Consider the following 14,180-nt stretch of genomic DNA (forward strand, 5'->3'; position numbering starts at 1 on the left):
GTTTCACTGGATGTGGTCATGGTGGTCCGCTCTTTCCGCTCTCTCAGCGCTCTTGGGGGGAGTTGCCGTCGAAGGCCGCCTGCACCAGGTCGGCGATGTCCATCGCGTCGATCGACTCTTCGTAGGCGTCCGGTTCGGTCGCGGCGGCGGCCTCGGCTCCGGACGCCGCGGTCTGCTCGGCGGCGAGCTTCAGCAGGGGTTCGAGCACGCCGATCTCGCGCAGCCGGGCCACGGAGACGGAGGCGAGCAGGGCCCTGATGCCGGCCTGGTCGAGGTCGTCGGCACCGGCCGCCTCCCGCGTGCCGTCCTCCGGGAGGAGCAGGCTCAGGAGGTGAGCGGCCAGATCGCGGGGGTTGGGGTGGTCGAAGACGAGCGTGGCGGTCAGGGTCAGTCCGGTGGCGGCGCCCAGTTGGTTGCGCAGTTCGACTGCGCTGAGGGAGTCGAAGCCGAGGTCGCGGAAGGCCCGGTCGGCGCCTACGGCGTCGGCTGTGGGGTGTCCCAGTACGGCCGCGGACCGGGTGCGGACCAGGTCCAGCACGGCTTCGGAGCGCTTGGCGGGCGGCAGGCCCGTCAGCTTCTCGCGCAGCGCGTCGCCCGTGGTGTCCTCGCCGGTGTCCCCCGCCGCCCGGTGCTCGGCGTCGGCAGTCGGCTCGCCGAGCAGCGGGCTGGGCCGTACGGCCGTGAAGGAGCGGACGAACCGGTCGCGTTCGATATCGGCGACGACCTCGGTGGGACGCCCGTCCATCACGGCCCGGCGCAGCGCCACGACGGCGAGGTCCGGGTTCAGCGGGCGGATTCCGATGCGCCGCGCCACGTCGGCCGCCCGGTGGTCGGCGGCCATTCCGCCGCCGCCCCACACGCCCCAGGCGAGGGAGGTCGCGGCCAGGCCCTGGGCCCGGCGGTGTTCGGCGAGCGCGTCCAGGAAGGCGTTGGCGGCGGCGTAGTTGGCCTGGCCGGCGTTGCCGACCGCTCCGGAGGACGAGGAGAACAGGGCGAACACCGCCAGGTCCAGGTCCTTGGTGAGGTCGTGCAGGGCCAGGGCCGAGGCGGCCTTGGCGCGGAAGACGTCCTCGAAGCGGTCCGGAGTGAGGCTGTCCAGGACGCCGTCGTCGATGATGCCGGCGGTGTGGACGATGCCGGTCAGGGGTGCCTCCTCGGGGATGTCCGCCAGCACCTTCGCGAGCGCGTCGCGGTCGGCGGCGTCGCACGCGGTGAGGGTGACGTCCGCGCCGAGCGCGGTGAGTTCGGCCCGCAGTGCGTCGGCACCGGGCGCGTCCGGGCCGCGGCGGCTCAGCAGCAGCAGGTGCGGTGCGCCCGCCCGGGCCAGGTCGCGTGCCACGTGGGCGCCCAGTGCTCCGGTACCGCCGGTGATCAGGACGGTTCCGGTGGGGTTCCACTCCTGGGTGTCCCGCCCGGCCGGTACGGGTACCAGCCGGCGGCCGAGGACGGCGGAGGGCCGGATCGAGATCTGGTCCTCGCCGCCGGGGGCGGCGAGCACGTCGGCGAGGCGGGCCGCGGACCGGTCGTCGAGGGTGCCGGGCAGGTCGATCAGGCCTCCCCAGCGCTGCGGGTGCTCCAGGGCGGCCACCCGCCCCAGTCCCCAGACGGCGGCCTGGGCGGGGCCGGGCACCGGCTCACTGGGCGTGGCGGCGACCGCGCCGCGGGTGACGCACCACAGGGGTGCGGCGAGGTCCGCGTCGCCGAGCGCCTGGATCAGGGTGGTGGTGAGGGCCAGCGCCTCGGGGGCGTGCGCCGGGTGGGCGCCTTCCGAGCGGGCGGCTTCCGAGTAGGCGGCTTCCGAGCGGGCGGGCTCCGTGGCGAGGGCGAGCAGGGAGACCACGGCGGTGAACTCGGGTCCTTCGGCGGTCTGTTGGCGCAGCGTCTCGGCCAGGGCGGCGCGGTCGGCGCCTGGCACCGTGAGGCGCACGGTGTCCGGGCCCAGGGCGGTGACGACGCCGGCGACCCACGGGTCGTCGTCGTGTCCTGCCGGGATCACGGCGAGACGGGTGCCCGCGGTGCGGCCCGCCGGAGTGGGGGCGGGCGTGCGGGTCAGCGGTGTGAAGGTGATCTGCTGCCGCCAGCCGTCCACCGTGCCGGACGCCTCGCGCCTGCGGCGCCAGTCCGCGAGCGCGGGGAGCACCTTGGCCAGCGCGTCGCGCTCGACGTCGAGCGTCGTTTCGAGTGCGCCGAAGTCCGCCTCCCGTACCGCCGACCAGAATCCGTCGTCCGCGGCGGTCGCCGGGGCGGGGTCGGTGGCGGGCTGGGTGTCCGGCCAGAACCGCTGGTGCTGGAAGGGGTAGGTGGGCAGATCGGTGCGGCGGCGGGGCGTGGCCCGGGTCCCGGTGAGTACGGCGGACCAGTGCGGGTTCACTCCGTCGACGTGCAGCCGGGCGAGCGCGGTGACCACGCTCTCCTGCTCACCGCGGTCCCTGCGCAGCGCCGGTACGGTGACCGCCTGCGCGGGCAGGGTGTCCAGGGTGTCCTGGGCCATGGCGCACAGCGAGCCGTCGGGGCCGAGCTCCAGGAACGCGGTCACGCCGCGCTCGGCGAGGGTGCGGACGCCGTCGCCGAAGCGGACGGCCTCGCGGACGTGGCGCACCCAGTAGTCCGGGGAGCACACCTGCTGCTCGGTCGCCGCCTCGCCGGTCAGATTGGACACGAGCGGGATCGCCGGGGCGTCGTAGGTGACGCTGTGGGCGACTCGCCGGAAGTCCTGGAGGATGGCGTCCATGTGGAGTGAGTGAAATGCATGGCTCACCCGCAAACGCCTAGTCTTGCGCCCGTCCGCGGTGAACTTCTCCGCGAGGCCGAGTACGGCGGCCTCGTCGCCGGAAAGCACCACCGACCGCGGTCCGTTGACCGCGGCGAGGGAGACGCCGTCGGTCAGGTGCGCCCGGGCCTCCTCCTCGGTGGCTTGTACGGCGACCATGGCGCCGCCCGTGGGCAGGGCGTTCATCAGCCGCGCGCGGGCGGCCACCAGCCGGCACGCGTCGTCCAGGGAGAAGACCCCGGCCACGTGCGCGGCCGCTATCTCGCCGATGGAGTGTCCGGCGGCGAAGTCCGGGCGGATGCCCCAGGACTCGACCAGGCGGAACAGCGCCACCTCGAGGGCGAACAGCGCGGGCTGGGTGTAGCCCGTCTCGTTCAGCCGCTCCGCGTCCTCGAACATGACGTCCCGCAGGGGGAGTTCCAGTTCCGCGTCCAGGCGTGACGTCACGGCGTCCAGGGCCTCGGCGAACACCGGGAAGCGGGCGTGGAGTTCCCGGCCCATGCCCACGCGCTGCGATCCCTGGCCGGAGAACAGCACCGCGAGCTTGCCGCGCCGCTCCGCCGCCTCGCCCCGCAGGACCTGCGGGGTGTCGAGCCGGTCGGCGAGCGCGGCCAGGCCCGTGAGCAGCTCCTCGCGGCCTTCGGCGAGGACGGCGGCCCGGTGGGTGAAGGCCGACCGGGTGGTGGCCGTGGACCGCGCGAACTCGGCGACGGTGAGGTCGGGCCGCGCGGCCACGTAGGCGTGCAGCTGCCGGGCCTGGGCGCGCAGCGCCTCCGGCACGGCGCCCGACACGGGCACCGGCAGCGGGCCGCCTGCCTCCACGGTGTGCTCAGGCTCGGGCTCGTCCGCCGGGGATTCCGCGGGCTGTTCGATGATCACGTGGGAGTTGGTGCCGCTGGCACCGAAGGCCGAGATTCCGGCCCGGCGCGCGCGGCCCGTACGCGGCCAGTCGGCCGCTTCCGCCAGCAGTTCGACGGCTCCGGTGGTCCAGTCGACATGTGCCGAGGGCTCGTCGATGTGCAGGCTCCTGGGCAGCACGCCGTGGCGCATCGCCAGCACCATCTTGATCACACCGGCGACGCCGGCGGCCGCCTGGGTGTGGCCGATATTGGACTTCACCGACCCGAGCCGCAGCGGCAGTTCAGGGTCGCGGCCCTGGCCGTACGTGGCCAGCAGCGCCTGCGCCTCGATCGGGTCGCCCAGGGTGGTGCCGGTGCCGTGCGCCTCCACGGCGTCCACGTCGGCCGGTACCAGCCCCGCGTTGGCCAGCGCCCGCTGGATGACGCGGCGCTGCGAGGGTCCGTTGGGCGCGGTGATGCCGTTGCTGGCGCCGTCCTGGTTGATGGCCGAGCCGCGCAGCACCGCGAGAACCTCGTGCCCGTTGCGGCGGGCGTCCGAGAGCCGTTCCAGGACGAGGACGCCCACGCCCTCGGACCAGCCGGTGCCGCCCGCCGCGGAGGCGAAGGGCCGGCAGCGGCCGTCCTGCGCGAGGGCTCCCATCTCCCCGAACTCGACGAAGTTCACCGGGCTGGACATCACCGTCACACCGCCGGTGAGCGCGAGGGAGCACTCGCCGTTGCGCAGGGCCTGGGCGGCCAGGTGGAGTGCCACCAGGGACGACGAGCACGCCGTGTCGACGCTGACGGAGGGGCCTTCCAGGCCGAAGTGGTAGGCCACCCGGCCGGAGAGCAGGCTCGCCGACTGCGCGGTCTGCGCGTGGCCCAGCTGTCCGGCCTCGGGCCGGTAGTCGCCCGATCCGCCGCCGATGAAGACGCCGGTGTCGCCGCCACGCAGCTGCGCGGGGTCGATGCCGGTACGCTCCAGGGCCTCCCAGGTGGCTTCCAGAAGAATGCGCTGCTGCGGGTCCATCACCATCGCCTCGCGTGGTGCGATCCCGAAGAATCCGGGGTCGAAGTCGGCCACGTCGTAGAGGAATCCGCCTTCGCTGGTGACGGTCCGGCCGCGGCCGTCCCGGTCGCCGTGCCGCAGCCCGTCCAGGTCCCAGCCGCGGTCGGCGGGGAAGCCTCCGATGGCGTCCGCCTCGTCCATGACCAGCTGCCACAGGTCCTCAGGCGAGCGGATCCCGCCCGGGTAGCGGCAGCTCATACCGACGATGACGACCGGGTCCTCGGCGGTGTCGGCGTTCTTCGCCCGCACCGCCGCGGGGAGTGCCTCCGTGTCCGTCCCGCCCTCGCCGAGGAGCTCGGCCCGCAGGTGACCGACGAGCGCGTCGGCCGTGGGGTGGTCGAAGACGAGGGTGGCGGGCAGGGCCAGACCCGTCGCGGTGGCGAGCTGGTTACGCAGGTCGACCGCGGTCAGCGAGTCGAAGCCGAGGTCCTTGAACGCCTGGCCGGAGGGTATGGCGTCGGCGTCCGCGAACCCGAGCACCGCGGCCACCTTGGCGCGGACCAGGGCCAGCAGGACTTCGCTGCGTTCCGCGTCCGGGCGGGTGGCGAGTTCGGCCCGCAGGCCGGTCGCGGTGTCCGCCGTTCCCGGCTCGGTGCCGCCGCCCGACTCCGCCAGCGCCTCGCGGGCCTCGGGGAGCTCCGCGAAGAGGGCGCTGCGCCGGTTGCGGGTGAAGGCGGGCGCGAACCCGTCCCACCGCACGTCGGCGACCGTCACCGAGGTGTCGGTGCCGAAGGAGCGGGCGAGCGCGGTCAGGGCCCGTGCGGGGTCCATCGCGGGCAGTCCGTTGGCCCTCAGGTGGGCGGCCAGGCTGTCGGAGGTGGTGTCGGCCCAGCCGCCCCACGAGACCGTCGCGGCAGGCAGTCCGCGTGCACGCAAGAGGCCTGCGAGTGCGTCGAGTTGGGCTCCGGCAGCCGCCTCTTCACCCCGGCCTCCGGCGCCCCAGGTCCCGGCGATCGAGGAGAAGAGGACGAACGCGTCCAGGGGGCGGTCGCCGGTCGCCGCCTCGGCCACGGCCGCAAGGTTCTCCACGTCGGCGCGCAGCGCGGCCAGGGCGGCGCCGGGCTCCTCGGCGGTGGCGGGTCCGTAGGCGTCGGTGTCGGTGTCGGTGTCGGTGTCGGACGGCCCGTCCGCGGAGACCATCGCGTAGATCACGGCGGTCAGCGGCTCCTCGGCCGGGAGTGCGGCGAGCGCAGTCAGCAGCGCCTCACCGTCGGCCGGTGCGCAGTCGAGCACCGTCACCGCCACGCCCAGGGCGTCGAGTTCGGCACACAGGTGTGCGGCGTCCGGTGCGGTGGGGTCGGTTGCCGTGGGGTCGGTTGCCGTGGGATCGGCCAGCACCAGGTGCCGGGCGCCCTGTTCGGCGAGCCAGCGGGCGCAGTGTCCGCCGGTGCCGGACGCCGGGCCGACGACCAGGACAGTGCCGGCCGGCTGCCACGGGGTCGCGGGGGTGTCGTCCATGGCGCGCACCAGTCGTCGCCCGAAGACTCCGGAGGGCCGCAGCGCCACCTGGTCCTCGTCGCCGGCGCCGGACAGCACGGCGCACAGCCTTTCGGCCGAGCGCCGGTCGAGCACCTGCGATACGTCGACCAGGCCGCCCCAGCGGTCCGGGTGGTCGAGGGCAGTGACCCTGCCGAGCCCCCACACCACCGCCTGGGCGACGCTGACGTCGGTCTCCGAGCGGCCCACCGACACCGCGCCGCGGGTGACGCACCACAGCGGGGCATCGATTCCGGCGTCCGCCAGTGCCCGCAGCGCCTCGTCGGGCCAGGCGGGCCCGAAGGGGAGGGCGTCGGCGTACGGGGTCGCGAGAAGGGAGACCACTCCGGTGAACTCACTGTCCTGTGCGGCGAGTTCGGAGAGGCTTCCGGCGAGCGCGTCGCGGTCGGCCGGGTCGGCTTCGACCGTGACGGCCGACCCGCCGAGCGCCGCGAGCACGGCGGCGGTCCATTCGTCCTCGGCGCCGCCCTCCGGAACGAGCGCCAGCCACGATCCGGTGAGAGCGCCGGGCGCCGTGCCGGGCAGGGGCTTGAAGGTCACGCGGTAGCGCCAGCCGTCCACCGTCGAGCGCTCGAGGCGCTTGCGGCGCCAGGCCGACAGGGCGGGTACGAGCGCCGACAGCGCGGCATCGTCCAGCCCCAGCTCCAGATCGGCCGAGAGCGACGAGAGGTCCTCGCGCTCCACCGCGTCCCAGAACGCGGCGTCCACCGGGTCCTGCGCACCGGCCCGCGCGTCCTCGGCGGGCGCGCCGTCCGGCCAGTACCACTGGTGCTGGAAGGGGTAAGTGGGCAGGTCGACGCGGCGGGCGCCGGTACCGGCGAAGATCCCGGACCAGTCCACCCCGACACCCACGACGTGCAGGTGGGCGAGCGCGGTGACCAGTGCGCTCTCCTCGGACCGGTCCTTGCGCAGGGCCGGAACAGCGGTCACGCCGCCGTCCAGGTTGTGCTGGGCCATCGCCGTCAACACGCCATCCGGACCCAACTCCAGGAAGACGGCGGCTCCTTCGGCGGCCAGGGCACGCACACCGTCAGCGAAGCGCACGGTCTCCCGCACATGCCGCACCCAGTACTCCGCGGAGCACAGCAGCTCCTCGGTGGCCAGTTCGCCGGTCACGTTCGAAACGACCGGGATCTGCGGAGCCCCGTACGACAGCCCCTCAGCCACCCGCCGGAACTCCTCCAGCATCGGATCCATCAACGGCGAGTGGAAAGCATGACTCACCGACAGACGACGCGTCCTACGCCCCTGGGACGCCAATTCATCAGCGATCCGCAGGACTTCAGACTCCTCCCCCGCTAGTACCACCGAATCCGGCCCGTTGACCGCCGCCAGCGACACCCCCTCAACCAGCCGACCCGCCACCTCGCTCTCCGCCGCCTCGACCGCGACCATCGCGCCACCAGCCGGCAGCGCCTGCATCAACCGCGCACGAGCCGCCACCAGCACACACGCATCCGCCAACGAGAACACCCCGGCCACATACGCCGCAGCGACCTCACCGACCGAATGCCCGCCCACAAAGTCCGGCCGAACACCCAGGGACTCCGCCAGACGGAACAGCGCCACCTCAACGGCGAACAGCGCAGGCTGAGTGAACCCGGTCTCGTCCAGGCCCTCCGCAGCACCGAACATCACCTCCCGCAGCCCCGCGTCGAAGTGCCCCAGCACCTCATCCAACGCCTCGGCGAACACCGGGAACCGGCCGTACAACTCCCGACCCATCCCCACCCGCTGCGCACCCTGACCCGAGAACAACACCGCGAGCTTCCCGTCGACCTCCTGGGTGACGCCGCGGGCGAGTTCCCGTACTGCTCCCTGTCCGTCGGCCGCGAGGACCGCGCGGTGGGCGAACGCCGCCCTGCCGGTGGTGAGGGTGTGGCCCACGTCGACCGGTGACGGGCTGGACGGGCTGGACGGGCCTGACGGGCCGGTCAGCGTCGAGATCCGCTCGATCTGTGCAGCCAGCGCGGCCTCGGACTTGGCCGACACCGGCCAGGGCACGATGCCCGGCACCGTGGCGGGGTCCGGTACGACGGGCTCCTCGGCCGCCTCCGGCGCCTGCTCGATGATGACGTGGGCGTTGGTGCCGCTGACGCCGAAGGCGGAGACGCCGGCCCGCCGGGCGTGCCCGGTCTCGGGCCACTCCCGCTGCTCGGTGAGGAGCGAGACCGTGCCGTCCGTCCAGTCGACGTGCGAGGACGGGGAGTCGGTGTGCAGGGTCTTGGGCAGGACGCCGTGGCGCATGGCCAGGAGCATCTTGATGGTGCCGGCGACGCCGGCGGCGGCCTGGGTGTGGCCCAGGTTCGACTTGACGGCGCCGAGCAGCAGCGGGCGGTCCTCCGGCCGGTCCTGTCCGTAGGCGGCCATGAGGGCGTGTGCCTCGATGGGGTCGCCGAGGGTGGTGCCGGTGCCGTGGGCTTCGACGACATCGACGTCGGCGGGGGCGAGGTCGGCGTCGGCGAGGGCCTGGCGGATGGCGCGCTGCTGGGCCCGTCCGCTGGGCGCGGTCAGCCCGTTGGAGGCGCCGTCCTGGTTGACGGCGGTGCCGCGCACGATGCCCCATACGTCGTGGCCGTTGCGGCGGGCGTCGGAGAGCCGTTCCAGGACGAGCACGCCCACGCCCTCGGACCAGCTGGTGCCGTCGGCCGCCTCGGCGAACGGCTTGCACCGCCCGTCGGGGGCCAGCCCGCCCTGGACCGTGAATTCGGTGAAGGAGCCGGGGCTGGACATGACCGAGACGCCGCCGGCCAGTGCGAGGGTGCACTCGCCGTTGCGCAGGGCGTTGGCGGCCATGTGCAGGGCGACCAGCGCGGAGGAGCAGGCGGTGTCGACGGTGACGGCCGGGCCTTCCAGGCCGAAGGCGTAGGAGAGGCGGCCGGACAGGACGCTGCCGCTGTTGCCGGTGGCGACGTGGCCGCGTACGTCGGTGGTGCCGGTGCCTTGGCGCAGGAGCGTGGCGTAGTCCTGGCCGTTGGTGCCGACAAAGACGCCGGTGCGGCTGCCGCGCAGGGTGGTCGCGTCGATTCCGGCGCGTTCGAACGCCTCCCAGGTGGTCTCCAGCAGCAGGCGCTGCTGGGGGTCCATGGCCAGGGCCTCGCGGGGCGCGATGCCGAAGAAGGGGGCGTCGAAGAGGCCGACGCCGTCGAGGAATCCGCCTTCGAGGGTGGCGGAGGCGCCGCGGGCGAGCGCGTCGAGGTCCCAGCCGCGGTCCGCCGGGAATCCGCTGATCGCGTCCTCGCCCCGGCTCAGCAGCTGCCAGAGGTCTTCGGGGGACCGTACGCCGCCGGGGAAGCGGCAGTTCAGGCCGACGATGGCGATGGGGTCGTCGTCCGCCGCCCGGGCCGCGGGGGCCGGGGTGCCGGTGCCGGACTCGGGCAGGGCGCCCAGGAGTTCGGTGAGCAGGAACGCGGCCAGGGCGGCCGGGGTCGGGTAGTCGTAGACGAGGGTCGCGGGCAGTTTCAGGCCGGTGGCGGCCGTGAGGGTGTTGCGGAGTTCGACGGTGGTCAGCGAGTCGAAACCGAGGTCGCTGAAGGCGCGTTCGGCGCCGATGTCCGCAGTGCCGGAGTGTCCGAGGACCGCGGCCACCTGGGTGCGTACCAGGTCCAGGACGAGGCGCGGGCGCGCGGCCGGGGAGAGTCCGGCGAGGCGCCGGCGCAGGGCCGGTTCCGGCAGGGCGGCTCCCGGCGTCCCGGCGGGCGGGGTGGCCCGGCGCAGTTCGGGCAGGTCGCCGACGGAGGGGGCGGGGCGCGTGGCGGCGAACACGTCCACGTACCGCTGCCAGTCGATGTCCGCGAGGGTCAGTGTCGTGGCTCCGTGCTCGATCGCCTGCCGCAGGGCGGTGAGGGCGAGTCGGGGTGCCATGGGGGTGAAGCCGCCGCGGCGGACGCGGTCCTGGATGCCGGTGCCGTCGGCCGCCATTCCGGTCTCGGCCCAGGGGCCCCAGGCCAGCGAGGTCGCGGGCAGGCCGTGGGCACGGCGGTGTTCGGCGAAGGCGTCGAGGAAGGCGTTGGCGGCGGCGTAGTTGCCCTGGCCGGGTGCGCCGAGGGTGCCGGCGACGGAGGAGAAGAGCACGAAGGCGGTCAGGTCCCGGTCGCGGGTCGTCTCGTGCAGGTTGAGGGTGGCGGTGACCTTGGCGCGCAGGACGGAGCGGAACTGCTCGGGAGTGAGCGTGTCCAGGGTGCCGTCGTCGACGATGCCGGCGGTGTGGAACACCGCAGTGAGCGGGTGCTCGTCGGGGATCGCGGCGAGGACGGCGGTGAGCGCGTCGCGGTCGGCGGTGTCGCACGCCGCGAGGGTGACCTCGGCGCCCAACTCATCGATCTGTGCGGCCAGTTCACCGGATCCCGGGGCTTCGGCGCCGCGGCGGCTGACCAGCAGCAGGTGCCGGGCGCCCGCTTCGGCCAGCCATCGGGCGACGTGGCCGCCGAGGGCGCCGGTGCCGCCGGTGACCAGCACAGTTCCGGTGGGGCTGAACGTGCCCGTCTCGGGGGCCGGTGCGGTGCGGTGGTGTGCCAGGCGGCGGACGAAGGTCGCGGTGGTGCGTAGGGCGAGCTGGTCCTCGCCGCCGCTGTCGGTGAGGACGGTAGTCAGGCGGCGCAGGGTGGTGCCGTCGAGCTCGTCGGGGAGGTCGACGAGGCCGCCCCAGCGCTGCGGGTGCTCCAGTGCGGCCACTCTGCCCAGGCCCCAGACGGCGGCCTGGCCGGGCCGGGCCGGGTGTTCGGCGCGGTCGACGGCCACGGCAGTGCGGGTCACGCACCACATGGGGGCCTCGATGCCCGCGTCGCCGAGGGCCTGGAGGGCGGTCGCCGTCAGCAGCAGGCCCGCGGTCGTGGCATCCTCGTCACCCTCCGCGCCCTCGGCGTTCTCAGTGTCCTCAGCCCCTTCGCCGGCCGTTGCCAGCAGGGACAGGACTCCCGTGAACTCACCGTGTTCGGCGGCCAGTTCGGCCAGCTGCTCGGCCAGCTCCCGGCGCTGCGGGGCGGTGACGTCGACCCGTACGGAGTCGGCGCCGGCGCCCAGGGCGCCGACGACCGGGTCCAGCCAGGCCCGCTCGCCGTCGGCCGGTGCGAGCACCAGCCAGGTCCCGGCCGGATGTCCGGCGGCGGCCGTGCCGGTGAGGGGCTTCCAGGTGGTCCGGTAGCGCCAGCCGTCGACTGCGGAGCGTTCCCGGCTCTTGCGCCGCCAGGAGGAGAGGGCGGGCACGACGGCGGTGAGGGTGTCGTCGTCCAGGTCCAGCGAGGAGCTCAGGGAGCGCAGGTCCGCGCGCTCCACGGCCGACCAGAACTCCGTGTCCGCCGTGTCTGCGGGGTGTGCGGGTGCGGCGGCTTCGGCGGCTGCCTCGGGCCAGTAGCGCTCGCGCTGGAAGGGGTAGGTGGGCAGGTCGGTCCGCCGGGCACCGCTGCCCGCGAACACGGCGTCCCAGTCGACTCGTACCCCGTGGAGGTGGAGCCGGGCCAGTGCGGTGGTCAGTGCCGGGGCCTCGGGCCGGTCGCGGCGCAGTGCCGGGATGGCGGTGGCGTGGGTCTGCTCACCAGCGATCTGCTCACCGCTGATCTGCTCGGCGGTGCTCTCGCGCACCGCGCCGCTGAGGACGGCGTCCGGGCCGAGTTCGAGGAAGGTCGTCACACCGTGCTCGGTGAGGTGCCGTACGGCGTCGGCGAAGCGGACGGTGCCGCGGACCTGTCCGGTCCAGTACTCCGGCGCGGCGAGCTCGTCGTGCGTGAGGAGTGCGCCGGTGACGGTGGACACCAGCGGCACGGTGGGTTCGTGGCAGGTGACGGCCCCGACGGCGCGGGCGAAGTCCGCCAGCATCGGGTCCATGTGCGGCGAGTGGAAGGCGTGGCTGACGCGCAGCCGCTTGGTGCGGCGGCCGAGCTCCTGGAAGTGGGCCGCCACGGCGAGTACCGCGTCCTCGTCGCCCGAGACGACCAGGGATGCCGGGGTGTTGACGGCGGCGACCGCGGCCCGTCCCTCGTAGGGGGCGAGCACGGCGGCCACCTCTTCCTCGGTGGCCTCGACGGAGGCCATGGCGCCGCCCGAGGGCAGTGCGGCCATCAGCCGGCCGCGGGCGGCGACCAGGGAGCAGGCGTCCTCCAGGGAGAGGACTCCGGCGGCGTGCGCGGCGGCGAACTCACCGATGGAGTGGCCGGCGACGTAGTCGGGGCGCAGGCCCCAGGACTCGGCGAGCCGGAACAGCGCCACTTCGAGGGCGAAGAGGGCGGGCTGGGTGTAGCCGGTGTCGTCCAGGAGTGCGGCCTCGGGGGTGCCGGGGCCGGCGAAGAGGATGTCCCGCAGCGGGCGGTCGAGTTCGAGGTCGAATCGGGCCAGTACGGCGTCCAGGGCCTGGGCGTAGACCGGGTGGCGGTCGTAGAGCTCGCGGCCCATTCCGGGACGCTGGCTGCCCTGGCCGGTGAAGAGGAAGGCCAGTCGGCCGCGGTCCGGGCGGCCGGTGAGCAGGCCGCCGTCGGGGGTCGCGTCGCGCAGCGCGGTCAGGGCGCGGGTGAGGGTGTCGGGGTCGTCGGTGACGACCGCCGCGCGGTGTTCCAGGGCGGCCCGGGAGGTGGTGAGGGAGAACGCGAGGTCGGTGAGCGGGAGTCGGGGGTGGTCGGCGAGGTGGGTCAGGAGCCGTCCGGCCTGGGCGCGCAGGCCCGCTTCGGTGCGTCCGGACAGGATCAGGGGAACGGGGGCCGGGTCGGCCGGGAGGGCCGGTGCGGTGCCTGTGTCGGTGTCTTCCTCGGGCCGGTCCTCCGGGGCCTGTTCGAGGATGGTGTGGACGTTGGTGCCGCTGAGTCCGAAGGAGGAGACGCCCGCACGGCGCGGGTGTCCGGTGGTCGGCCAGGGCAGCGGCTCGGTGAGCAGGTGGATGGCGCCGGAGCTCCAGTCGACGTGCGAGGAGGGCCGGTCGATGTGCAGGCTCCGCGGCACGGTGGCGTGGCGCATGGCCATGACCATCTTGATGACGCTGGCGACGCCGGACGCCATCTGGGTGTGGCCGATGTTGGACTTGACGGAGCCCAGGAGGAGCGGGTGCTCGGGGTCGCGGCCCTGGCCGTAGGTGGCCAGCAGGGCCTGGGCCTCGATGGGGTCGCCGAGGGCGGTGCCGGTGCCGTGCCCGTCGATGACGTCGATGCCGTCCGGGTCCACCTTGGCGTTGGCCAGGGCCTGGCGGATGACGCGCTGCTGGGACGGACCGTTGGGCGCGGTCAGGCCGTTCGAGGCGCCGTCCTGGTTGACGGCGGAGCCCCGGATGACGGCCAGGACCTGGTGGCCGTTGCGGCGGGCGTCGGAGAGCCGCTCGACGAGGACGAGGCCGACGCCCTCGGCCAGGCTCATGCCGTCGGCCTGGTCGGAGTACGCCTTGCAGCGGCCGTCGGCCGCCATCGCGCGCTGCCGGCTGAAGCCGACGAACGCACCGGGGGTGGACATGATGCTGACGCCGCCCGCGAGGGCCAGGGTGCTCTCGCCGTTGCGCAGCGACTGGCAGGCCAGGTGCAGGGCGACCAGGGACGAGGAGCAGGCGGTGTCGAGGGAGACGGCCGGGCCCTCGAAGCCGTAGGTGTAGGAGAGCCGGCCGGACAGGACGCTGGAGATGGTGCCGGTGATCAGGTGTCCCTCGGTGCCTTCCGGGCTCGTGCCGAAGGCTCCGTAGTCCTGGTAGCTGGCGCCGATGAACGTACCGGTGCTGCTGCCGCGCAGGGTGGCGGGGTCGATCCCGGCGCGCTCCATCGCCTCCCAGGAGGCCTCCAGCAGCAGGCGCTGCTGGGGGTCCATGGCCAGGGCCTCGCGGGGCGAGATGCCGAAGAAGGAGGCGTCGAAGTCGGCGGCGTCGTGGAGGAAGCCGCCCCGGGTCGAGTAGGTGTGGCCGGCCCGGTCGGGGTCGGGGTCGTACAGGCCCTCGGTGTCCCAGCCGCGGTCGGCGGGGAACTCGCCGGTGGCGTCGCCGCCTTCGACGACCAGGCGCCACAGGTCCTCGGGGGAGCCGATGCCGCCGGGGTAGCGGCAG

At 74.2% G+C, this 14,180-nt stretch carries 1 protein-coding gene (cut by a window edge); it reads right to left on the reverse strand.

Going from position 1 to position 14,180, the window contains the following annotated elements; translation table 11 throughout:
* Positions 1-43: 43 nt before the first annotated feature.
* Positions 44-14,180: the 3' end of a type I polyketide synthase gene (locus tag ACFY12_RS27525; protein WP_390718591.1), read on the reverse strand. Its footprint extends 14,648 nt past the window's final position; only the last 14,137 of its 28,785 coding nucleotides appear in the window; its start codon lies off the right edge, out of view; its stop codon occupies positions 44-46.

The sequence above is a fragment of the Streptomyces sp. NPDC001339 genome (assembly GCF_042895955.1).
Lineage (GTDB): Bacteria > Actinomycetota > Actinomycetes > Streptomycetales > Streptomycetaceae > Streptomyces.